The following is a 23,018-nucleotide window of genomic DNA, read 5'->3' as shown; positions in this document are numbered from 1 at the left end:
GCATCTCGACGCGCGCGGGCCCGGGCCCGTTCGATCCGGCGATCGGCGGCGAATGCTGAGTCTGGAGCAAGAGTCTGAGATTGACGGCGGTCTGCCTCTGCCTGCTTGGGCTACTCCGGCCCGTGCCGGAGGGAGGAGTCGAACCTCCACTGGAACCGCGCCTTCACGACAAGCTTCAGTTTCAGCTTGCGCTCCTCGCGCACCCCGGTCACCGTCATCGGCGGCCGGGGAATCCATGGTCGGTCACCCGAAGAGGTAACCGAACACCGCATCACCCACCCGCTGGTCGGTGACGTCCGCGCCGTTGGCCTCCTCGCGGGCGAACTTCACGGCCTGCTGGAGCTTCTCGACCCGGTCCAGCAGCTCGTTGACGCGCCGCGCGGGCAGCGCCCCGGAGAACTTGACGGTCGTCCAGTACCCGATCGGGATGTCCTCGTAGTACACCTCGACCTGCGCCGGGTGCTTCTCGGTGGCCTCCGCCTTCACGTGGTTGCGGGGCACCTTCTTCGTACGGAGCGTCCGGACCGGCTCGGTCTTCCAGGAGTCCGTCGACGGGTCCTGCACCCAGGACTCGGCGGCGTCCAGCACCGGGAGCTTGCGGATGAAGGTGTTGAGGTCGGTCAGCTGCTTCTCCAGGAAGAGCAGGTAGGAGACCGGGACCTCGGCGACCAGCACCCGGCCGTCGACCTTGACGTCGGCCCGGGCCGAGCAGTTCGCCCAGTCCTTCGTGGCGGTGACATCGAAGAGCCGGGTGAGCGTGGTCGCGGTGTCCCGCAGCACGTCCTCGGCCTTGACCTGGACCAGCGTCGACTCGGGCGGAAGCTGCTCGCCCTCCTCGTCCTTGGGCTGGTAGGTCCGGGAGATCCCGGCGAGCAGTCCGGCCTTCTGGAGGCCGTGGTGGGCCGCCGTCAGGTCCTGGTGCGCCTTGGACTTGACGCCCTTCTCCACTGCGATGATCTGATTGAGTTTCGCCACGTCGAGGACGCTAGCAGTGCCAACTGCGCCGTGGCCAAAGGATTTACCGTACGTAGGTGTCGTCGGGGGCCGCCGTGACCGTGTCGCCGGTCAGCAAGGCTTCTAGGGCGGCGACCGGGTCGGGGTCGGGGGTGGCGCGGGGCCACCAGTCGTCGGCGCCGGGGTCGGACTCGTACCCGTACCAGCGGGCGTCGTGGCCGAAGCGGAGCTGGAGCGTGCCGACCGGGTGGGTGAGGTGGTTGCGCCAGGGCGTGAAGCGCGGGAACTCGGCGGCGGCCAGCAGGGGCCTGGCCCGGTCGAAGGGGCCGGCCGGGGGGTCCCAGGGCGTCTCCAGGACCGTGAGGCCCTCGGCGCCGCCCTGCCGCCAGGCGGCCACCGCGCGGGCCAGGTCGGTGGTGTTGCGGCCGGTGGCGTGGGCCAGCTCCCGGTAGAGCGCGCGGGTGGTGGCGGTGAGCCCGGCGGTCGGGCGTGAGGCGGCGATCCGGACGGCGTCCTGCCAGGGGGTGAGCCCGGCGAGCGGGTCGCGGCCGGTCGTCAGGAGGGCGTGGGCGCGGGCGGCGGCGTCGGTGGCGAGGTGGTCCAGGCCCAGCGGATCGCGCGCACCCGGCAGGTCCGGGTAGGACGGCGGCTGGCCCGGATACGTCGGTACGGGGAGGGGCGCCGGGAGCGGCGGCAGGTACCGGTCCGCGAGGGCTGCCGCCGCCGGGACCGACGGCACGGCGGGGGCGGCGGGGCGCTCGCGGGCGGTGTGCTCGGCGTTGCGGCGGCCCAGCTCGTCCAGCAGGTCGCGCTCGCCCCGGCCCCGCATCAGCAGCAGGACGAACGGGTCGCTGTCGAGCAGCCGCGCGGTCTGGTAGCAGAGGGCGGCGACATGCTTGCACGGCCGGCCGTGGTCGGGGCACGTACAGCTCGGGTCCAGGTCGTCGCCGCCGGGCAGCAGCCGGACGTCGGCCTCCCGCGCGGTGGCGGGCAGGGAGTGCGGCATCTCCTTCGCCAGCAGCGCGGAGAGATGGCCGGGGTGGACGGCGACCGCGTCGAGCAGGGTGTCCCAGCCGGTGTCGGTGAAGGTGCGCAGGCGCAGCTCGGCACGGTAGGGGCGGGCGCGGCTGCCGTGCACATAGGCGACGACGCGGCCGGGGGTGACGGTGATCGCGGCGACCTTGCCCTCGTCCGCGTACGCGCGGCCGCGGGCGAGCCGGGCCCCGTCCATCGACAGGGACTCCAGCGCGGCCACCCAGGCACGGCCCCACCAGCTGTCGGCGAAGGGCTCGCCCTCCGGCGAGGTGCGGGCGGGCACCGCCTCGAAGGTGCGGCGCAGGTCGTCGGGGCCGGGGCGGGCGCGGGGGGCCGATCTCCGGGCGGCCGGGCCGGTGGTCGGGCGCGGGGCCGGACCAGGCGTCGGTCGGGGGCTCATGCCCGGGCTCATGCGGGCCTCCGCAGTGAGACGAGGTCGGCGAGGTCCCGGTCGCTCAGCTCGGTGAGGGCGGTCTCACCCGTGCCGAGGACCGCGTCGGCGAGGGCGCGCTTGGACTCCAGCAGCTCGCCGATCCGGTCCTCCACCGTGCCCTCCGCGATGAGCCGGTGGACCTGCACGGGCTGGGTCTGCCCGATGCGGTACGCCCGGTCGGTGGCCTGCTCCTCCACGGCCGGGTTCCACCAGCGGTCGTAGTGGATGACATGGGCGGCGCGGGTCAGGTTGAGCCCGGTCCCGGCGGCCTTGAGGGAGAGCAGGAAGACGGGGACCTCGGCGGACTGGAAGCGGTCCACCATCCGCTCCCGCTCGGCCACCGGCGTACCGCCGTGCAGGAGTTGGGAGGGGATCGCGCGGGAGGCGAGGTGGGCGGAGAGGAGCTTGGCCATGGTCACGTACTGCGTGAAGATCAGGACGGAGCTGTCCTCGGAGAGGATCGTGTCGAGCAGCTCGTCCAGCAGGGCGAGCTTGCCGGAGCGGCCGGTGAGCCGGGTGGGCTCCTCCTTCAGATACTGCGCCGGGTGGTTGCAGATCTGCTTGAGCGAGGCCAGCAGCTTCATGACGAGGCCGCGGCGGGCGATGCCCTCGGCCGCCTCGATCTGCGCCATCGTCTCGCGCACCGCCGCCTCGTAGAGCGTGGCCTGCTCCCGGGTGAGGGAGACGGGGTGGTCGGTCTCCGTCTTGGGCGGCAGCTCGGGGGCGATGCCGGGGTCGGACTTCTTGCGGCGGAGCAGGAAGGGGCGGACCAGCCGGGAGAGCCGCTCGACGGCCTCCTCGTTGCCCAGGCCGGCGGCCGTACCGGTGTTCTCCACGATCCGGGCGTGCCGGGCCCGGAACGCCTTGAGGGGACCGAGCAGTCCGGGGGTCGTCCAGTCCAGCAGGGCCCACAGCTCGGAGAGGTTGTTCTCCACCGGGGTGCCGGTCAGAGCGACCCTGGCCGGGGCGGGGATGGTGCGCAGGGCCTTGGCGGTGGAGGAGTGGGGGTTCTTGACGTGCTGGGCCTCGTCGGCGACGACCAGGCCCCAGGTGTGCGCGGCGAGCTGGGCGGCGCTGGAGCGCATCGTGCCGTACGTGGTGAGGACGAAGCCGCCGTCCTGCTCGCCGAGGGTCCGGTCGGTGCCGTGGAAGCGGCGGACCGGGACGCCGGGGGCGAAGCGGTTGATCTCCCGGTGCCAGTTGCCGAGGAGGGAGGCGGGGCAGATCACCAGGGTGGGGGCCTTCCGCGCGCGGTGCAGGTGGAGGGCGATGAGGGTGATCGTCTTGCCGAGGCCCATGTCGTCGGCGAGGCAGCCGCCGAGCCCGAGCGAGGTCATCCGGTCCAGCCAGGCCAGGCCGCGCAGCTGGTAGTCGCGCAGGGTCGCGTCGAGACCGGGCGGCGGTGCGATCACCGCGTCGTCGGCGAGGATCCTCGTACGGAGCGCGGCGAGGGCTCCGACCGGGACGGCCTCGACCTGCTCCCCGTCCACCTCGGCGCTCCCGGTGAGGGCGACGGCCAGCGCGTCCACCGGATCAAGCAGCCCCAGCTCCCGCTTGCGCGCCTTCCGTACGAGGGCGGGGTCGACGACCACCCACTGGTCGCGCAGCCGCACCACCGGGCGGTGGGCCTCCGCGAGGATGTCCATCTCGGCCTCGGTCAGCCGCTCGTCGCCCAGCGACACCTGCCAGTTGAAGGCGAAGAGCTGCTCGGCGTCGAAGAACGAGGTGCCGTCGGTGGCCGATCCGGGCGCGGGCCGCACGACGGCGGCGGCAGTGAGCGAACGGGCCAGCTCGCGCGGCCAGTGCACGTGGACCCCGGCGGCGGCCAGCCGGGCCCCCGCGTCGCTCAGCAGCTCGTACAGCTCGTCCTCCGTGATCGCGAGGACATCGGGGACGGGCTGGTCCAGCAGCCGCTCCAGCGGGGCCCAGACCCGGGCGGCCCGGCGCAGCGCCAGCACCGCGTCGACCCGGGCGCGCGGCCCGAACGGCTCGCCCGCCAGCCCGTTCCAGAGGCCGGCGGCGTCGACCACGTACGTCGGGTCGGCGAGGCTGTGCACCTGCACGACGGCCGCGGCGGCGTGGCGGACCGCCGGGTCGTCCGGGTGCGCGGGGGCGTCCGGGGCGCCTTCGTCGGGGCCTTCCCGGGAGGCCGTGACGGCGTAGGTGTCGGCGGTGTCGAACAGCTCGTAGGCGGAGAGGTCGAGCCGGAGCGAGACCCGCACCCCCGCGTCCAGTCCTGAGGCCACCTCGACGGCCCAGGCCGCCGCGTGCGGCAGGTGCTGGGGCTCCCGGGCGGCGAAGGGCGCGCCCATCGCGAAGGCGGCGGCGGGGGTGCGCGGGAGCGTGTCGGCGACCGCGTCCAGGAAGGACCCGATCAGCGCCTCCGGGTCGGGGAGCCGGGGCGGATCGAGCTCCGGGAGCGGCACCGCGTATCCCTCGGAGGGCATCGCGGCGGCGGTGGCCCGCAGGTGTGCGATGTCCTCGGCGTCCCGTGGGCCCGCCCGCCAGGCGTCGTGGCCGCCCGCCGTGAGACCGGGCAGCAGCCTGCCGCGCGCGACCAGGTGGAGGGCGTGGAGCGCGGCCGCGCCCCAGCAGCGGGTGGCGGGGTGGACGGACGCCTGGTGCCGGGCGCGGACGAGCACGGGGAGCGCGTCGGCCACGGAGAGCAGCGCGGCGGGCACCTCGGCGCTCCGGAGACCGGTGGCCGCAGCCTGGTCCCGCCGGACGACCGTGAGCAGAGAAGCGCTGTACGGCACGGCGTCGGCCAGGGCCCGGTCGTCGGAGTGGGCGCCCTTGGCGTAGGCACCGTCCCCGTAGGCACCGTCCGCGTAGGCGAAGGAGGAGGACCCGTCCCGCGCGGGCGCACCGGGCTCCGCGTGCGGGTCCCAGAAGGCGATCCGGCCCTCGCGCGGGACCGCGCCCGGCAGGAAGACCGCCGCACAGCGCAGCAGGCGGCCGATGTCCGCGGTGCGCGGCTCGCCGGCGCGCGGGTCCCGTGCGCCCTGTGCCGTCGGCTCTGCCATTCCGGTCACCCCCTCCCACCTGGTCCGCTGATCCTGCCGGCACGGTTCATGCTGACTCTGCGAGTCTAGGCGGGAGGTCTGACAACCCCTCCCCCGGCCGCGTCACCGCAGCTCAGAGCGGTATACGGGGGGCTCGGGACCGGTTCTGCACCCGTTACGCCCCGTGACGGGCGAACGGTCTGCCGCATCGCCCGTCCCTCGCCCGGTCGGCCGCGCACGAAATGCCGGGGCGGTGGGGAGCGGGCAGGGTGGCCAGCGCCAGCACGTCTCCCCGGCGCACCGATGAGGGCCGCAGACGTACCGATGAGAACCGGACGAGCACCGGTGTGAGCCGGACGAGCGCCGGACGAGCAGACGAGGACCCGCCCATGTCCGTGACCGCGCCCGATCCCCGCCGCCGACGCCGTCTCGGCGCCGTCGCCGCAGCCTCGCTCCTCGCCCTCACCGTCTCGGGCTGCTCCGGTCTCGGCCGCACCGCCGTCGGCCCGGTGACCTACCACACCGACCGCGAGGCGGTGGTGCAGGTGAACAGCCCCTCCGTGCGGGGCTGCCACCGGCTGTCGCCCGCCGGTGCCCGCAAGGTCGAGAACGGCACGCTGGTCGACATCGTCCTCTACCCGACCCGCGACTGCACAGGTCAGGGCACGGCCTATGTGGCCACCCGGTTCAGCGATGTGGCGCCCGAGAGCGGCCCGCCCTGGCGCAGCTACACCTTCGTGCACTGAGCGATTCACCGGGCGGGGAGCACAGGCGGAGCCCGTACGTCAGGACATGCGCCGGGCCAGCAGCCATGTGCCGTCGTCGGTGAGGGTGCGGTCCACCGTCAGCCCCGCCGCCGCCAGGTGTCCGGCGAGCTGATCGTCGGACAGCTCCCGCGACCGGAACGTCTGCGTCCACCGGGCGTCACCGAAGTCGTACTCGGCGCGCACCGAGCGCACGCCGTCCCCCACCGGCTCCGCCGAGACGATACGGATGCGGCAGCCGGACCGGTCGACCCGCTCCCACGGCAGCCCGGAGCGGTGCGCGACGCCCTCGCGCTGGATGAGGACGATCCCGTCGTCCTTCACCTGCCGGCGGCAGACGCGCAGCATGCCGTCCCGCACCCGGTGCTCGCCCGCGTGGACCAGGAACGAGCCGAGCAGCACGACGTCGAAGCGCTCGGCGCCGAGGTCCAGCGTCTCGATGGGGCTGCGCACCGTCCGGGCGCCGACGATCTGCTCCAGCATCTGAGGCGACTCGTCCACCGCCGTCACCGTGAAGCCGCGCTCGACGAGCGGGTGCGTCACCCGGCCCGCCCCGCAGCCCAGTTCGAGAATGCTCGCGCCGGCGGGCGCGACCGACGCGATCACGTCCGGCTCGTCGCCGACGGCGAGGCGCCGGTAGAGCTCGACGGCGCACCCGTCCGGGGTGATGGCCCCCGGCCCCGTCCCGGTGTATCCCTCACGTACCAGTGATTCACCCATGAAGGACCAACGTTCCGCCCGGCGGCCCCGGTTCCCGCCGAAGCCCTCACGGGTCCATGCTGGAGGGGTGAGGTGATCGCCATGCGTACCGGCAGTGAGCCCGCGACCGCCCGCAGTCCGCTGCGGATGCGGCTCTGGCTGAGTCTCTGGGGGACGTTCTGGGCCCTCTTCGGCCTGCTGGCCTTCTCCCTGACCGGGCGGCCGGGGTGGGCGGCGGCCTGCGCGGTGCTCCTGGCCCTCACGATCCTCGACCTCGGTGTGGTCATCCACCGCATGCGTCAAGGGGCGCACTACCAGCCGGGCCGGGATGTGCCCCCGTACGAACCGGACCGGGGCGGGCGCCCGCAGTGGCGCAGGCCGGACCCGGGGGACGGTACGAAACCGCCGTAGGGCCTCGGGACCGTCGCAGGGCCTCCGGCACTCAGTCCCCCGCGTCGAACCTGGCGGCCTTCAGGTACTCCGGCCTGGGATCCAGCGCCGCCGCGAGCCGGAAGTGCCGCATCGCCGCTTCCGGGCGGCCCGCCCTCTCGAAGGTGCGGGCCAGCGCGTGGTGGGCGAACGCGTTGTCCGGCTCACGCTCCAGCACCAGCTCGAATTCCAGCTCGGCCGGGCGCAGTTGGGCGGAGGCGAAGAAGGCGCGGGCCCGCAGCAGCCGGGCGGCGGTGTTCTCCGGGTGGGCCGCGATCACCGAGTCGAGCAGTTTGACCGCGCCCCGGGGGTCCCGGGCGTCGAGCAGTTGCTCGGCCGCGCGGAAGTCGATGACATGGGTTTCCGGGTTGCTCTCGGGCACGGTCGCATCCTTCCCTTCGCTTCCGGGTTTCCAACATCCACCCCGGAGCGGGTATTCCGGCGCGGGGTCAGCCGGTGGCAGCGGCCCTGCGGAGGAGCTCCTCCCAGACCCCGCGGACCTGCGGCTCCAGCGCCTCCAGCGGCCCGTCGTTGTCGACGGTGAGATCGGCGACGGCGAGGCGTTCCTCGCGGGTCGCCTGGGCGGCCATCCGGGCGCGGGCGTCGGACTCGGTCATTCCGCGTACGTTCACCAGCCGGTCGAGCTGGGTCTCGGGGGACGCGTCCACGACGACGACCAGGTCGTAGAAGGGGGCGAGTCCGTTCTCGGCCAGCAGCGGTACGTCATGGATGACGACGGCGTCCGCACCCGCCTCCCGCTCCAGCTCGGCGGCGCGGGCGCCGACCAGGGGGTGGACGATCGCGTTCAGCGCGGCGCGGCGGTCCGGGTCGGCGAAGACGACAGCGCCCAGTGCCGGGCGGTCCAGGGTGCCGTCGGCGGCCAGGACGTCCGCCCCGAACTCCTCGACCACGGCCGCGAGACCGGGGGTTCCGGGTTCCACGACCTCGCGCGCGATCCGGTCGGAGTCGATCAGCACGGCACCGTACTCGACGAGTCGCCGCGACACTTCGCTCTTGCCGGCGCCGATCCCGCCGGTCAGGCCCACTTTCAGCATGGGCCGCAGCCTACGGGTCCTGCCGGCACGCGCGAAGGCCGCCCTCCCGCTCGACGGCCCGGCGGCTCAGCCGTCGCCCTCGCGCTCGGCCAGGAAGCGCTCGAACTCGCGGCCGATCTCGTCGGCGGACGGCAGGTCGACCGGCTCGGCGACGAGGTTGCCGCGGGTCTCGGAGCCGGCGACGGCGTCGTACTGGTGCTCAAGGCCCTCGACGAGGGAGACGAGCTCCTCGTCGCCCTGGCCGATCTGCCGGTCGATCTCCGTCTGGGTGCGGTGCGCCTCGGTGCGCAGGGAGTGCGCGAGCGCGGGCAGGACCAGGCCGGTCGCGGCGGTGATCGCCTCCAGCGCGGTCAGGGCCGCGTCCGGGTAGGCGGACCGGGCGACGTAGTGCGGGACGTGGGTGGCGACCCCGAGGACGTCGTGGCCGGACTCCATCAGCCGGTACTCGACGAGGGACTCCGCCGACCCGGGGACCTGGGCCTCGTCGAAGGGGCTGCGGTGACCCGGCATCAGGTCGGTGCGGTTGCCGTGCGGGGTGATGCCGACGGGGCGGGTGTGCGGGACGCCCATGGGGATGCCGTGGAAGTTGACCGTGAGGCGGACGCCGAGGCGCTCGACGATCTGCTCCACGGCGGCGGCGAACCGCTCCCACTCCACGTCCGGCTCCGGGCCCGACAGCAGCAGGAAGGGCGCTCCGGTGGCGTCCTGGACGACCCGGACCTCCAGGGTCGGGGCCTCGAAGGACGTCCAGCGGTCGCGCCGGAAGGTCAGCAGGGGGCGCCGCGCGCGGTAGTCGACGAGCCGGTCGTGGTCGAAGCGGGCCACGACCTGGTGGGGCAGCGTTTCGAGCAGGCCGTCGACGATCTGCTCGCCGGTCTCGCCCGCGTCGATGTATCCGTCGAAGTGGTAGAGCATGACCAGGCCGGCCGACTCCTGGGCCAGCGCCATGTCGACGACGGCCAGCCCCTTCGGCTCCCATTCGTACAAACTCTGCGGATCAGGCACGGTTACCGCTCCTCCTCGTGTTCCTTGGGAAGAACGCGGCCGGCTCCATGAGCATTCCCGGCGTCCGCACTTTCCGGCGACGGAGCTTCACGGCGCGTCAGCTATTGGTCCAGACCTTGACGTGCCCGGTGGCCGTCCCTACCGTCACTGGGCAACACGTTCAGGGATGCATCCCCCATTCACGTACAGGAATGTACGGGGAACGTCCCTGCCCCCTCCGACGGGAAGGCTTCCCCCCATGCGCCCCCGCACCCCCCTCACCGTCCTGTTCGCCGCCGCCCTCGCCACCGGCGGCCTGGCCCTGACCGCGGCCCCCGCCAACGCGGCGGCCGTGATCGACGTGTCCACCGCGGCCCAGCTGAAGTCGGCGCTCACCACCGTCTCCCCCGGCGACACGATCCGGCTCGCCGACGGCACGTACACCGGGAACTTCAAGGCCACCCGGCCCGGCACCTCCGGCGCGCGGATCATCCTGACCGGCTCCGGCAAGGCCGTCCTGACGGCGGGCGGCGGCTACGGGCTGCACCTCAACGGCGCCTCGTACTGGACGGTCCACGGGATGACGATCAAGGGCGGCCAGAAGGGCATCATGGCCGACACCGCGAACGGGGTCGTCATCGACTCGGTGACCGTCCACGACCTCGACATGGAGGGCGTCCACTTCCGTAAGTCCTCGCGCGACGGCGTACTGAAGAACTCCCGCATCTACGACACCGGGCAGAACGGGCGCGGCATGGGCGAGGGCGTGTACGTCGGGACGGCGAACGACCTCTCCGACCGGAGCGACAACGCGCAGATCCTGAACAACACGATCGGGCCGGATGTCCGCGGCGAGAACGTCGACATCAAGGAAGGCACCACCGGCGCCCGGATCATCGGCAACACCTTCGACGGCAACGGGCTCACCGGGGCCAACTACGACGACTCCTGGGTCGACGTGAAGGGCAACGACGTCCTGGTGGAGGGCAACCGGGGCTCCCGTACCACCAACAACGGCTACGAGACCCACACCCAGCAGAGCGGCTGGGGCTGCGGCACCGTCTTCCGGAACAACACCTCGAACCTGTCCGGCGCCACCGGCGACCGGCAGCTCGCCGTCAACGTCACCAACAACAGCGCCACGTGCCGCACCACGGTGTACGCGAGCAATACCGTGACCGGCGGCAGGGGCCTGACGAACGTCCCCGTGACGCCCTGATCAGACCTGATCAGACCTGATCAGCATCTGTATACGCGAGTGAGGCCCGCCCCCGAAGGGAACGGGCCTCACTCTTCGTGCTCTACAGCTTCACCGCAGCCGATGAGCCGCCGGGGTCCGGAGCGTCAGCTCTGGCCGCCCGCCAGCTTCTCGCGCAGGGCGGCGAGGGCCTCGTCCGACGCCAGGGCGCCGGAGTTGTCCGCCGACTCCGAGGAGTACGAACCGCCACCGGAGCCACCCGAGGCGGCCGGAGCGGCGCCGGCCGGGGCGGCAGCACCCTCGGCAGCGGCGGCCTCGTCGGCCTCGCGGGACTTGATGACCTGGGCCTGGTGCTGCTCGAAGCGCTGCTGCGCCTCGGCGTACTGGGTCTCCCAGACCTCGCGCTGTGCCTCGAAGCCCTCGAGCCAGTCGTTGGTCTCGGGGTCGAAGCCCTCGGGGTAGATGTAGTTGCCCTGGTCGTCGTACGACGCGGCCATGCCGTACAGCGTCGGGTCGAACTCGACCGAGGCCGGGTCGCCACCGAAGGACTCGTTGGCCTGCTTCAGCGAGAGGCTGATGCGGCGGCGCTCGAGGTCGATGTCGATGACCTTGACGAAGATCTCGTCGTTGACCTGGACGACCTGCTCCGGGATCTCCACGTGGCGCTCGGCCAGCTCGGAGATGTGGACCAGACCCTCGATGCCCTCGTCGACGCGGACGAACGCACCGAACGGAACGAGCTTCGTGACCTTACCCGGGACGACCTGACCGATCTGGTGCGTCCGGGCGAACTGCTGCCACGGGTCTTCCTGCGTCGCCTTGAGCGACAGGGAGACGCGCTCGCGGTCCATGTCGACGTCGAGGACCTCGACGGTGACTTCCTGGCCGACCTCGACAACCTCGGAGGGGTGGTCGATGTGCTTCCAGGAGAGCTCGGAGACGTGCACGAGACCGTCGACGCCACCCAGGTCCACGAAGGCACCGAAGTTGACGATCGAGGAGACGACGCCGGAGCGGACCTGACCCTTCTGCAGGGTGGTGAGGAACGTCTGGCGAACCTCGGACTGGGTCTGCTCGAGCCAGGCGCGGCGGGACAGGACCACGTTGTTGCGGTTCTTGTCCAGCTCGATGATCTTCGCCTCGAGCTCCTTGCCCACGTAGGGCTGGAGGTCGCGGACACGACGCATCTCGACGAGCGACGCCGGGAGGAAGCCACGGAGGCCGATGTCGAGGATGAGACCACCCTTGACGACCTCGATGACGGTACCGGTGACGATGCCGTCTTCTTCCTTGATCTTCTCGATGGTGCCCCAGGCACGCTCGTACTGAGCGCGCTTCTTCGAGAGGATCAGGCGGCCTTCCTTGTCCTCCTTCTGGAGAACCAGGGCCTCGATCTCGTCGCCGACCTTGACGACCTCGTTCGGGTCGACGTCGTGCTTGATCGAGAGCTCGCGGCTCGGGATGACGCCTTCGGTCTTGTAACCGATGTCGAGGAGAACCTCGTCCCGGTCAACCTTGACGATGACACCGTCAACGATGTCGCCGTCGTTGAAGTACTTGATCGTCTCGTCGATCGCCGCGAGGAACGCGTCCGCGTCGCCGATGTCGTTGACCGCAACCTGCGGAGTGGTGGCGGTGGTCTCGGTGCTGCTCGTCATGTGGGAAAGGGCTCCGGTACGGACAGAGAGTCGTAGGTACTGCTACGCCGAAAGCCCGTATCGCCTCTGCAGAAGCCGGACAGCCTGGAAAGCGCGCAATCCGTTTCCGGAGAGACGCCTCGACAACCGAGGGGACATGCAACAGACGCGAGCGCGGCCTGCTAGGTCTGAGGCGCGCAGGCTCGCAGCGCAACTTGTAGCATACGGGGGCAGCCGGACAGGGTCAATGCGCGCAGGCGCGGACCGGGGACGCGACGGCCCCTCAACGGCCCTGTACCGGAGCAACTCCTGTTCTCCGAGGCGCGTTCGGGCCGATTCGACCCGGACACAATACGGCAGTGCGGCAAGGCGTCGCGCACACGCGTCCGTCTCCCGGCACCTACCCCTGGTACGTACCGCGTGCGGCGAGTGAAGGCAAACTACAACGGCGGGCACGATGAGCCAAGAGATCCACGGGACCTACACAGAGGAACCCGCAGAACCCGAAGCGACCCGGCGGGTGGCGGACGAGGCCGAGAGCAGCCGGGCCAGCCGCGGGTGGTGGGACCGGAACGCCGACGAATACCAGAACGATCACGGCTCCTTCCTGGGGGACGACCGCTTCGTCTGGGGCCCGGAAGGGCTCGACGAGGCGGACGCCGCCCTCCTGGGGCCCGCCGCCTCCCTCAAAGGGCTCGACGTCCTGGAGATCGGCGCCGGCGCCGCACAGTGCTCGCGCTGGCTCGCCGGACAGGGCGCCCGCCCGGTGGCGCTCGACCTCTCCCACCGCCAGCTCCAGCACGCCCTGCGCATCGGCGAGGGCCTCCCCCTCGTCGAGGCGGACGCGGGCCGGCTCCCCTTCCGGGACGCCTCCTTCGACCTGGCGTGCTCCGCGTACGGGGCGGTGCCCTTCGTCGCCGATCCCGTACAGGTCTTCCGCGAGGTCCACCGGGTGCTGCGGCCCGGCGGGCGCTGGGTCTTCTCCGTGACGCACCCGATCCGCTGGGCGTTCCCCGACGAGCCGGGGCCCGAGGGCCTCTCCGTCGCCGCCTCCTACTTCGACCGCGTCCCCTATGTCGAGCAGGACGAGCGGGGCAACGCCGTCTATGTGGAACACCACCGCACGCTCGGTGACCGGGTGAGGGACGTGGTGGCGGGCGGTTTCCGTCTGGTCGACCTCGTCGAACCGGAATGGCCCGCGTGGAACGACCAGGAGTGGGGCGGCTGGTCCCCGCTGCGCGGCAACCTGATCCCGGGGACCGCGATCTTCGTGTGCGAGCGGGACTGATGTCCTTCGTGGGCGAGCCGGGCCGACGTCCGGCCCGGGGAAGCGCCCGTACGACACTGGGGGCGTGATCCGCACCGAAGCCCTGGACCGTCTTCCCGTCCGCACCGCCGTCCCCGCGCTCCGGCGCGCGCTGGACGACCGTGGCGTCGCCGTCCTCTGCGCCCCGCCCGGCACCGGCAAGACGACCCTCGTGCCGCTGGTCCTGGCCGGGCTGACCGGGGACGGGCCGGTGCGCCGGGTCGTGGTCGCCGAGCCGCGCCGGATCGCCGCGCGGGCGGCGGCGCGGCGGATGGCGTGGCTGCTGGGCGAGCAGCCGGGCGGGCGGATCGGTTTCACCGTGCGCGGGGAGCGCGTGGTCGGGCGGGACACCTTGGTGGAGATCGTGACCACCGGGGTGCTGCTCCAGCGGCTCCAGCGGGACCAGGAGCTGGCCGGGGTCGACGTGGTGATCATCGACGAGTGCCATGAGCGTCATCTGGACGCCGACACGGTGGCCGCGTTCCTCCTGGACGTACGGGAGGCGATCCGGCCCGATCTGCGGCTGGTGGCGGCGTCCGCGACGACGGACGCGGAGGGGTGGGCGCGGCTGCTGGGCGACGCCCCGGTGATCGAGGCCGAGGGGGTCTCGTACCCGGTGGAGGTCGTCTGGGCGCCGCCCGCCCGGCCGGTGAAGCCACCACACGGGATGCGCGTGGATCCGGTGCTGCTGACGCATGTGGCGGCGACCGTGCGGCGGGCGCTGGTGGAGCGGGACGGGGACGTGCTCTGTTTTCTGCCCGGGGTCGGGGAGATCTCGCGGGTGGCCGGCCAGCTCGCCGGGGTGGACGCCGAGGTGCTCCAGGTGCACGGGCGCGCCCCGGCCGCCGTGCAGGACGCCGTGCTCGCCGGGTCGTCCGGCGTACGGCGGGTGGTGCTGGCGACCTCGGTGGCGGAGTCGTCGCTGACGGTGCCGGGCGTGCGGGTCGTCGTCGACTCGGGCCTCGCTCGGGAACCCCGTACCGACCATGCCCGGGGCCTGAGCGCCCTGACCACCGTACGGGCCTCCCAGGCGGCCGGACGGCAGCGTGCGGGGCGGGCCGGGCGGGAGGCGGCCGGGGCGGTGTACCGGTGCTGGGACCAGGCCGAGGACGGGCGGCTCGCGCGCTTCCCCTCCCCCGAGATCAAGGTGGCCGACCTCGCGGCGTTCGCGCTCCAGGCGGCGTGCTGGGGCGACCCGGACGCCTCCTCGCTCGCCCTGCTGGACCCGCCGCCCGCCGGGGCCATGGGCGCCGCCCGCGAGGTGCTGGAGGCGATCGGCGCGGTGGACGAGGCGGGCCGGGTCACGGAGCGCGGCGTACGGATGTCCCGGCTCGGGCTGCATCCCCGGCTGGCGCGGGCGTTGCTGGACGGCGCCTCGGAGGCCGGGGCGCGGCGGGCGGCGGAGGTGGTGGCGCTGCTGAGCGAGGAGCCGCCCAGGGAGTACGGGGACGATCTGGCGGCGGCGCTGCGGACCGCCCGGCGGGGGCAGGACGGGTACGCGGCCCGCTGGAAGCAGGAGGTGCGGCGGCTGTCGTCGTCCCTGGGCTCCGATTCCGGCGGCACGAAAGGCGTTGGCTCCGACGACGCCGTCGTCGGGCTCGTCGCCGCCCTGGCGTTTCCCGAGCGGGTGGCGCGGGCCCGGGGCGACGGGGCCTTCCTCATGGTGTCGGGCACGGGCGCGGAGCTGCGGGACGGATCGCGGCTGCGCAGCGCGCCCTGGCTGGCCGTCGCCGTCGCGGACCGGCCCTCCCACGCGGCCTCGGCCCGGGTGCGGCTGGCGGCGGTGGTCGACGAGCCCACCGCCCTCCTGGCCGCCGGGCATCTGCGAGTGCGGGGCGAGGAGGTCCGCTGGGTGGACGGCGAGGTGGTGGCCCGGTCGGTGGACCGGGTGGGGGCGGTGGAGCTGGCGGTACGGCCGCTGAGGCAGCCGGATCCGGAGCTGGTGCGCGGGGCCCTGGTGGAGGGGCTGGGGCGGGAAGGGCTCGGGCTGCTGCGGTGGACCCGGGACAGTGAGCAGTTCCGGCTGCGCCTGGCGTTCCTCCACCGGGTGCTGGGGGCGCCGTGGCCCGACGTGTCGGACGAGGCGCTGCTGGCGGAGCCCGGGGCGTGGCTGGAGCCGGAGCTGTCGCGGGCCCGGCGCCGCTCCGACCTGGGCCGGATCGACGCGGGGCAGGCGCTGCGCCGGCTGCTGCCGTGGGCGACGGGTGAGGCGGTGCGGCTGGACGAGCTGGCGCCGGAGCGGATCGAGGTGCCGAGCGGCTCCCGTATCCGGGTCGAGTACGGCGGCGAGCAGCCCGTACTGGCGGTGAAGCTCCAGGAGTTGTTCGGGCTGAGCGAGACGCCCACGGTGGCCGGGGTGCCGGTCCTGGTCCACCTGCTCTCCCCCGCCGGGCGCCCGGCGGCCGTCACGGCGGACCTGGCCTCGTTCTGGCAGGACGGCTACAAGGCCGTACGGGCGGAGCTGCGCGGCCGCTACCCGAAGCATCCGTGGCCGGAGGACCCCGCGACCGTACAGGCGACGCGGTACACCTCGGCGCGCCTCAAGCGTTCGTAGGGCTCTCAGGGACCGTAGAGCTCTCCGTCGCCGCCGGCCGCCGTGACCGCGCCTCCAGCCACAGCGCCAGCGCGAGCAGGCCGATGCCGAGGCCCAGGAAGCCCCAGGGCAGGTACGAGGTGAGCAGGAGGACCAGGACGCGCTGGGACTTCACCAGCTCGACGGTGTCCACGATGTAGTCCTCGCGCATCTTCACATGGCCGGAGAACGCGGTGACGGTGTCCTCGGACATGCCCATCTTCTTGGCGTTGCGCAGCTCCTCCTCGTGGATCTCCTCGCCGTTGACCGGCGCTCCGGTGACGGGGTCGACCCAGAACATGCGCTGGGTGGTGTACCAGCGGGTCATGCCGGTCTGCGCGATCTGCTCGGCGGTGACGCCCTCGATGGGCATCTTCTTCGGCATCGGGACCTTGGTCCACGGGATGGTCTGCTCGAAGTAGTAGACCTCCAGGCCGCGGAAGGTACGGGTGCCCTTGTAGTGGATGGGCGCGGTGGTACGGGACTGGGCGTCGAAGTACTCGTAGTCCCGCTTCTCGGTGAGGAAGGGCCATTTGAACTCGATGCCGGTGCGGCGGACGGGGTCGCCGTCGACCATCTCGCCCGTGGCGTTGACGGGGGCCTGGGTGTGGGCGTCGAAGATGTAGCGCTCGGGGATCTCGGAGACCATCTTGCCGTCGGGGCCCTCGATGTAGGAGAGCGCGTCCCAGACGACGACGTCCCGTCCGGCGCTGCGTTCGATCTTCTCGGACTCCTCCACGTTGCCCTTGAGCGTCTGGACGATGGTGACCTTCTCGACCTCCTTCGCCTTGAGGGTCGTGTAGTCGAGGAGAGTGGCGGGCTTCGCCTCCAGGACGACCTCCTGGTACTGGTTCGGCGGGACCTTGGCCAGCCGGGGGAAGGCGTACCAGCGCAGCAGCGGGGACAGGGCGGCGAAGAAGACGGCGAAGGCGAGGAGGACGAGACCGGCTCGGCGGCGCATGGTGGTGGACCTCTCCTTTGCTGGGCTGCTGCTGGCTGGGCTACTGCTGGCTGGGCTGCTGCTTGCCGGGCTACTGCTTGGGGCCCGGGACGGTGGTGAGCAGCGGTTTCGGTGAGGTCTCGCCCGGCGGGGAGCCGACGGCGGAGAGCGTGAACACGAGCGCGAGGGCGGCGGCCAGACCGATGGCGGCGGCGACGAGGGCACGCATGCTCGACCTCCCGGGACGGTGAACTGACGGTGCGTCAGGGGTGGGGCACCGTAGCAACCGGGGCGCGAGATGAGAACACAGCGGACAGCCCCCGCGCCGGGCGGGCGCGGGGGCTGTCGGTGGAGCGGGGGCTGCCAATGGGGCGGTGGGTCAGGCTTCGGGGGTTTCCGTCTCCTCCGGGGCCGTCTCCTCGGGGGCCTGGACGGTCAGCTCGATGACGACCGAGCCGCCGCCCTCGGTGGTGAGCCGCAGCTTGTATGTGCCCGGGTTCTCGTCGGCGAAGATCTCCGGGAGCTGGAGCAGGCCGTCGGCGCCCGTGGTGAGGTCCAGCGTCCGCAGCGGCTTGCCGTCCGCGTCCTTGAAGTACGGGCCCTTGTCGTTGTCGATGAGCCCCAGGCTGTCCTTGACCATGGTGGCGGTGACGGCCACTCCCGGGGCGGCGACGCCCTTGTGCGTGGCCTTGACGGTGACGGCGTCGGCGAACTTCTCGCCGGGTGCGGCGACGAGCGCCCTGTCGCCGACCCGGACGATCTTGTCGGCCTGGCGGGCGGTGACGCTCGCCGCGTAGGTCAGGGTGCGCGGCCGGGTGGTGCCCGCGGTGGCGGTGACGGCGAACTCGCCGGTCTTCTCGCCCGCCTTGAGCGCGGGTGCGGTGGCGGTGCCGTCGGCCTTGCTGATGACCGTGACCGTCTTCTTGCCGCCGTCGAAGAGGGTGCCGGTGGTCCCGGTGACGGTGAAGGTGACGGGCACCTTGGCCATCGGGGCGCCGAGGGCGTTGCGGGCGCGGACGGAGACCCGCTCGTCGAACGTGGAGCCGGCGGTGGCGGTGAGGGGGCCGGTGCCCGCGTTCTCCAGGGAGCCGAAGGTCTCGGCCGGGGACGGGGGCGGCGTCGGGCGGGGAGGCGTCGGGGTCGGGGTGGGGCTGGTGGTGCCGTCGCCGGGCTTGGAGGGGCCGGGGGTCGGCTTCGTACCGCCGGGCTTGGACGGAGACGGGGAGGGCTTCGGGCTCGTCGTCCCGCCGGGGGTGGGGCTCGTCGTCCCACCGGGGCTCGGGGTGGGGCTCGGCGTCGGGGTGCTCGGCGCGGTGGGGAGGACTCCGCTGCCGTCGGGCACCTCGTGCGTGCCGCGCTGGTAGTACGCGAACCAGGAGCGGACCGTACGCAGGTACTCCGTCGACTGGTTGTAGCTCAGCACCGCCCGGTCGAGATCGGCGGCGACGGCGAGGTTCCGGCCGCCCGCGCAGAGGTAGCGGCCGGCGGCGAGCGCCGCGTCGTAGATGTTGTTGGGGTCCTTGCGGCCGTCGCCGTTCGCGTCCTGGCCCCAGGTGGCCCAGGTGGACGGGATGAACTGCATCGGGCCGACCGCGCGGTCATGGACGGCGTCGCCGTCGTACGCCCCGCCGTCGGTGTCCTTGATCAGCGCGAAGCCCTGGCCGTTGAGGGCCGGGCCGAGGATCGGGGTGGGGGTGGTGCCGTTCGCGTCGACCTGGCCGCCGCGGGCCTGGCCGGACTCGACCTTGCCGATCGCCGCGAGGAGTTGCCAGGGCAGCCGGCAGGCCGGGTCGGTGGTCCCGACGGTCCGCTCGGCCTGCTTGTACGCGGCCAGGACGGAGGCCGGTATGCCCGCTTCCGCGCTGCCGGTGGCGGCCGGGAGGTTGCTGGACGAACCGGGGCGATTGGGCGTGACCAGGGGCGGAAGGTCGGTGTAGTACGGCGAGTTGCCGGTGGCGGCGCCGTCCTCCGGGCCGCCCGACTCACCGCCGGCGGTCTGCTGGTCGCCGCCCATGGACCCTTCGGCCAGCGGGGCCGCGGGTGCCTGGGACGCCGCGAGCGCCGCCACGGCGGCCGCCGCCACCGCGGTGGTCGTGGCCCCCTTGCGCAGCCGTCGGCGAATGTGCGCTGCCATACGTTCCGGTCCCTCCCCCTCGAAGGCTGCTCGCGCTCCCCAGCGCAGGACTCAAGCGACCCTACGGCACCATGTGGCGCCCGAGCACCGCACCCTGACCGCTTCTTACTGTTTTTTCACGTTCCAGCGCCGGCGTGGTCCGGGAGGGCAACGGAGGGTGCCCTGAGGGACGGCTCCGGACGTTCGCGCATACTTGCCGCCATGCCGTTCACCCTCAGCCATGCTGCCGCCGTGCTCCCGGCGGTCCGCCGGAACGGGACCGCCCGCTGGGGGTTGTTCCCCTCGGCCCTCATCGCCGGTTCGTTCGCGCCCGACGTCACCTACTTCGCGGACACCGTGATCCCCGGGGCCATGAGGTTCGGCGACTTCACACACACCTTCCTCGGTGTGGTCACCGTGAACGTGCTGATCGCCGCCGTGCTGGTGGCGGTGTGGGCAGCACTGCGCGAACCGCTGGTGGCACTGCTTCCGGTACGCGTACGGGGCCGCGTCCACACCTTCGTACGAGGACAGCGGTGGAGCCGGGAGTCGTTCGGGCCGCACGCCTGGCTGGTGTTCGTGGGGTCGGCCGCGCTCGGGGCGGCCACGCATGTGGTGTGGGACGCGTTCACCCACCACAGCCGGTGGGGCACGGAGTTGCTGCTCCTCGACCGGAGCGTCGGGGGCTTCCCGCTCTACCAGTTCGCGCAGTACGGCAGCTCGGCGCTGGCGCTGGTGGTGCTCGGCTGGTTCCTGCTCACCGCGCTGCGGCGCACGGTCGCGACCCCGGTGCCGGAGGCGCTCCCGGCGCTCGGCCGGGGTGAGCGCTGGGGTGCGCTCGGGCTGTTGGCCGGCTGCATGGTGCTGGGGATCGTCCACCGGTGCCTGCGCTTCTACGCCCACTTCGGGGGCATCGAGAACCCGCTCGACATCATCCCGACGGCCTGCTTCGGCGCGGGCGCGGGGCTGGCGGCGGGGCTGCTGCTGTACGGGGTGTGGATGCGGCTGCTACGCGGGCGCGGGCGGCCGGCGGAGAGCCCGGAACCCGTGCCCGTACCGGACGGATCCCGTGCCGGGGAGTCCGCCGCCGACCGGACGTAGCAGGACGAGGAGGGGCCCGGAACCGTGGTGCGGTTCCGGGCCCTTCGGCTTCCGTGGCCCAGCTCGGCTTCCCGTGGCTCAGTGGGCCGCGGACTCCCAGTCCTTGCCGACGCCGACCGAGACGTCCAGCGGGGCGCGCAGCTCCACCGCGTTCGCCATCTCGTGGCGCAGGATCTCCTCCACCTGCTTCCGCTCGCCCTTCGCGATCTCCAGCACGATTTCGTCATGGACCTGGAGCAGCATCCGCGAGGTCAGCTCCGCCTCCCGCAGCGCCTTGTCCACCCGCAGCATCGCCACCTTCACGATGTCCGCGGCGGTGCCCTGGATCGGGGCGTTGAGCGCCATCCGCTCGGCGGCCTCGCGGCGCTGGCGGTTGTCGCTGTTCAGGTCGGGGAGGTAGCGGCGGCGGCCGAGGATCGTCTCCGTGTAGCCGGTGGCCCGCGCCTCCTCGACGACCCGGTGGAGGTAGTCCCGTACGCCGCCGAACCGCTCGAAGTAGGTGTCCATCAGCACCCGTGCCTCGGCCGGGTCGATGTTCAGCTGCTGGGAGAGGCCGAACGCGGAGAGGCCGTAGGCCAGTCCGTACGACATGGCCTTGATCTTGCGGCGCATCTCCGGGTCGACGGCGTCCTTCTCGACGCCGAAGACCTGGGAGGCGACCGTGGTGTGCAGGTCCTCGCCGGAGGTGAAGGCCTCGATGAGACCGGCGTCCTCGGAGAGGTGGGCCATGACCCGCAGCTCGATCTGGCTGTAGTCCGCCGTCATCAGCGTCTCGAAGCCCTCGCCGACGACGAAGCCCCGGCGGATGGCCCGGCCCTCGTCGGTGCGGACCGGGATGTTCTGCAGGTTGGGGTCGGTGGAGGAGAGCCGGCCGGTCGCCGCCACCGTCTGGTTGAACGTGGTATGGATGCGGCCGTCTGCGGCGACCGTCTTGATCAGGCCCTCGACCGTGACCCGGAGCTTGGCCTGCTCGCGGTGGCGCAGCATGAGGACCGGCAGCTCGTGCTCGGTCTGCGCGGCCAGCCACGCCAGCGCGTCCGCGTCCGTGGTGTATCCGGTCTTGGTCTTCTTCGTCTTCGGCAGGCCCAGCTCGCCGAAGAGGATCTCCTGGAGCTGCTTGGGCGAACCGAGGTTGAACTCCCGGCCCACCGCCGCGTGCGCCTCCTTCACCGCCTGCTGCACGGTCCCGGCGAACTGCTGCTCCATGCCTTCCAGATGGACACGGTCCGCGGCGATGCCGTGCCGCTCCAGACGGGCCAGGAGGATCGAGGTCGGCAGCTCCATGTCGTGGAGCAGCTCGGTGGCGTTGACCTCCTTCAGACGGGTCGTGAACGCGTCCCCCAGGTCCAGCACCGCGCGGGCCTGCGCCATCAGGGCGTCCGCCTCGGCCCGGTCGTCCGCGCCGAAGGCCAGCTGCCCGTCGGAGGCGGCGGCCGGGGCCAGCTCACGGCCCAGATACTCCACGGCCAGCGCGTCCAGGGCGAAGGAGCGACGGCCCGGCTTCACCAGATACGCGGCGAGCGCGGTGTCCATGGTGACGCCTTCGAGCTGCCAGCCGTGCTCGGGGAAGACCCGCATCACGTTCTTCGCGTTGTGCAGCACCTTCGGTCGCTCCGGGTCCGCCACCCACGCGGCGAACGCCCGCTCGTCGGCCTCCTCCAGCTGCGTCGGGTCCAGCCACGCGGCGGCCCCGTCGGCGGCGGCGAGCGCGACCTCGGTGACCGTACCGGCGCCCAGCGACCAGGTGTCGACGGTCATCACGCCGAGCGGCTGCGCACCGTGCGCCTCCAGCCACGGGGCGACCTCACCCGAGCCGAGGACCGTGCCGTCCAGCTCGATACCGGCCGCCAGGGCCGGCGGCTCGGCCTCCGCGGCGCCCGGGTCGACGGCGAGGAGACGCTCGCGCAGGCTCGGGTTGCGGATCTCCAGTATGTCCAGAATGCCGGTGACCGCCGAGCGGTCGTAGGGGGCCCGCTCCAGGTCGGTCGCGGACTTCGGCAGCTCCACGTCCCGGACCATCTCGGTCAGCACCCGGTTCATCTTCACCGCGTCCAGGTGGTCGCGGAGATTCTGCCCGGCCTTGCCCTTGACCTCGTCGGCCCGCTCCATCAGCTCGGTGAACGAACCGAACTGGTTGATCCACTTCGCGGCCGTCTTCTCACCGACGCCGGGAATGCTCGGAAGGTTGTCCGACGGGTCGCCGCGCAGGGCCGCGAAGTCCGGATACTGCTGCGGGGTGAGCCCGTACTTCTCGACGATCTTCTCCGGGGTGAACCGGGTCAGCTCGGAGACCCCCTTCGTGGGGTACAGCACGGTCACGTTCTCCGTGATCAGCTGGAAGGAGTCCCGGTCACCGGTGACGATCAGCACCTCGAACCCGGCCGCCTCGGCCTGGGTCGCCAGCGTCGCGATGACGTCGTCCGCCTCGAACCCGTCCACCGCGAACCGGTCCGCGTGCATCGCGTCCAGCAGCTCGCCGATCAGCTCGACCTGCCCCTTGAACTCGTCGGGGGTCTTGGAGCGGTTCGCCTTGTACTCCGGGAACTCCTGCGCCCGCCACGTCTTACGGGACACGTCGAACGCCACCGCGAAGTGCGTGGGCGCCTCGTCACGCAGGGTGTTCGCCAGCATCGACATGAAGCCGTACACGGCATTCGTCGGCTGCCCCACCGCCGTCGTGAAATTCTCCGCGGGCAGGGCGAAGAACGCCCGGTACGCCAGGGAGTGCCCGTCCATGAGGAGCAGGCGCGGTCGGTTGTCTGCCGTCTTCTTCGATGCCGTCTCAGCCACGCCCCC

General features: G+C 72.5%; 18 protein-coding genes. 6 read left to right on the top strand and 12 right to left on the bottom strand.

Going from position 1 to position 23,018, the window contains the following annotated elements; all coding sequences use genetic code 11:
* Positions 1–243: 243 nt before the first annotated feature.
* The 3 genes from IF17_RS0120365 to IF17_RS0120355 are packed head-to-tail and all read right to left on the bottom strand — an operon-like array spanning position 244 to position 5,445.
* Positions 244–975, bottom strand: coding sequence for a DUF7873 family protein (locus tag IF17_RS0120365; protein WP_030567969.1), 732 nt, complete (start codon positions 973–975; stop codon positions 244–246).
* 43 nt (positions 976–1,018) lie between these two features.
* Positions 1,019–2,389: an SWIM zinc finger family protein gene (locus IF17_RS0120360; RefSeq protein ID WP_032772311.1), complete on the bottom strand. Its 1,371-nt coding sequence runs from the start codon at positions 2,387–2,389 to the stop codon at positions 1,019–1,021.
* Positions 2,390–2,397: 8 nt separating this feature from the next.
* Positions 2,398–5,445, bottom strand: coding sequence for a DEAD/DEAH box helicase (locus IF17_RS0120355; protein ID WP_030567965.1), 3,048 nt, complete (start codon positions 5,443–5,445; stop codon positions 2,398–2,400).
* Positions 5,446–5,813: 368 nt separating this feature from the next.
* Between IF17_RS0120355 and IF17_RS0120350 the strand changes: the two genes are divergently transcribed.
* Positions 5,814–6,170: a hypothetical protein gene (locus IF17_RS0120350; protein WP_030567963.1), complete on the top strand. Its 357-nt coding sequence runs from the start codon at positions 5,814–5,816 to the stop codon at positions 6,168–6,170.
* Positions 6,171–6,209: 39 nt separating this feature from the next.
* Here IF17_RS0120350 and IF17_RS0120345 read toward each other — a convergent pair whose 3' ends face one another.
* Positions 6,210–6,908, bottom strand: coding sequence for a class I SAM-dependent methyltransferase (locus IF17_RS0120345; RefSeq protein ID WP_030567961.1), 699 nt, complete (start codon positions 6,906–6,908; stop codon positions 6,210–6,212).
* 81 nt (positions 6,909–6,989) lie between these two features.
* Here IF17_RS0120345 and IF17_RS0120340 point away from each other — a divergent pair, with 81 nt between their 5' ends.
* On the top strand, positions 6,990–7,298 hold the full coding sequence (locus IF17_RS0120340) for a DUF6343 family protein (RefSeq protein ID WP_030567959.1): 309 nt from the start codon (positions 6,990–6,992) through the stop codon (positions 7,296–7,298).
* 31 nt (positions 7,299–7,329) lie between these two features.
* Here the strand turns inward: IF17_RS0120340 and IF17_RS0120335 are convergent, their stop codons facing one another.
* The 3 genes from IF17_RS0120335 to IF17_RS0120325 all read right to left on the bottom strand — a co-directional run bounded on the left by IF17_RS0120335 (position 7,330) and on the right by IF17_RS0120325 (position 9,376).
* Positions 7,330–7,698, bottom strand: coding sequence for a tetratricopeptide repeat protein (locus tag IF17_RS0120335; protein ID WP_030567957.1), 369 nt, complete (start codon positions 7,696–7,698; stop codon positions 7,330–7,332).
* A gap of 67 nt (positions 7,699–7,765) precedes the next feature.
* Entirely contained in the window at positions 7,766–8,371 is a 606-nt protein-coding gene (gene coaE, locus IF17_RS0120330) for a dephospho-CoA kinase (protein ID WP_030567955.1), read from the bottom strand.
* A 66-nt stretch (positions 8,372–8,437) separates the two neighbouring features.
* Complete coding sequence (locus tag IF17_RS0120325) at positions 8,438–9,376, bottom strand: PAC2 family protein (protein ID WP_015607883.1); 939 nt, start codon at positions 9,374–9,376, stop codon at positions 8,438–8,440.
* Positions 9,377–9,614: 238 nt separating this feature from the next.
* On the opposite strand from IF17_RS0120325, the gene IF17_RS0120320 reads away from it, so the two are divergent.
* Positions 9,615–10,574, top strand: coding sequence for a right-handed parallel beta-helix repeat-containing protein (locus IF17_RS0120320; RefSeq protein WP_030567953.1), 960 nt, complete (start codon positions 9,615–9,617; stop codon positions 10,572–10,574).
* A 125-nt stretch (positions 10,575–10,699) separates the two neighbouring features.
* Here the strand turns inward: IF17_RS0120320 and rpsA are convergent, their stop codons facing one another.
* Entirely contained in the window at positions 10,700–12,211 is a 1,512-nt protein-coding gene (rpsA, locus tag IF17_RS0120315; protein ID WP_018512105.1) for a 30S ribosomal protein S1, read from the bottom strand.
* Positions 12,212–12,647: 436 nt separating this feature from the next.
* Here rpsA and IF17_RS0120310 point away from each other — a divergent pair, with 436 nt between their 5' ends.
* A complete protein-coding gene (locus IF17_RS0120310) occupies positions 12,648–13,478 on the top strand; it encodes a class I SAM-dependent methyltransferase (protein WP_030567951.1) in 831 nt (276 codons plus the stop codon).
* A 64-nt stretch (positions 13,479–13,542) separates the two neighbouring features.
* Positions 13,543–16,050 carry an ATP-dependent helicase HrpB gene (gene hrpB, locus IF17_RS0120305; protein WP_030567949.1) on the top strand — a complete coding sequence of 836 codons (2,508 nt, stop codon included), beginning with the start codon at positions 13,543–13,545 and terminating at the stop codon, positions 16,048–16,050.
* On the opposite strand, the gene pgfA is transcribed toward hrpB, so the two are convergent.
* The 3 genes from pgfA to IF17_RS0120290 form a co-directional block, all read right to left on the bottom strand.
* The gene (gene pgfA, locus IF17_RS0120300; RefSeq protein ID WP_030567947.1) at positions 16,037–17,029 is read right to left on the bottom strand and encodes a cell envelope lipid trafficking protein PgfA; all 993 of its coding nucleotides are present in this window, start codon (positions 17,027–17,029) and stop codon (positions 16,037–16,039) included. The two genes, hrpB and pgfA, sit on opposite strands and share 14 nt — an antisense overlap.
* 70 nt (positions 17,030–17,099) lie before the next feature.
* Complete coding sequence (locus IF17_RS1000000138645) at positions 17,100–17,237, bottom strand: SPW_0924 family protein (RefSeq protein ID WP_018512101.1); 138 nt, start codon at positions 17,235–17,237, stop codon at positions 17,100–17,102.
* A 150-nt stretch (positions 17,238–17,387) separates the two neighbouring features.
* Positions 17,388–19,142: a lytic transglycosylase domain-containing protein gene (locus tag IF17_RS0120290; protein WP_030567945.1), complete on the bottom strand. Its 1,755-nt coding sequence runs from the start codon at positions 19,140–19,142 to the stop codon at positions 17,388–17,390.
* A 201-nt stretch (positions 19,143–19,343) separates the two neighbouring features.
* Here IF17_RS0120290 and IF17_RS0120285 point away from each other — a divergent pair, with 201 nt between their 5' ends.
* On the top strand, positions 19,344–20,222 hold the full coding sequence (locus IF17_RS0120285; RefSeq protein WP_030567944.1) for a DUF4184 family protein: 879 nt from the start codon (positions 19,344–19,346) through the stop codon (positions 20,220–20,222).
* Positions 20,223–20,300: 78 nt separating this feature from the next.
* Here IF17_RS0120285 and polA read toward each other — a convergent pair whose 3' ends face one another.
* Positions 20,301–23,012, bottom strand: coding sequence for a DNA polymerase I (gene polA, locus IF17_RS0120280; protein ID WP_030567942.1), 2,712 nt, complete (start codon positions 23,010–23,012; stop codon positions 20,301–20,303).
* Positions 23,013–23,018 lie beyond the last annotated feature (6 nt).

This window comes from Streptomyces cyaneofuscatus (assembly GCF_000718135.1).
GTDB lineage: Bacteria > Actinomycetota > Actinomycetes > Streptomycetales > Streptomycetaceae > Streptomyces > Streptomyces cyaneofuscatus.
This window is presented reverse-complemented; position numbering and strand designations above follow the sequence as displayed.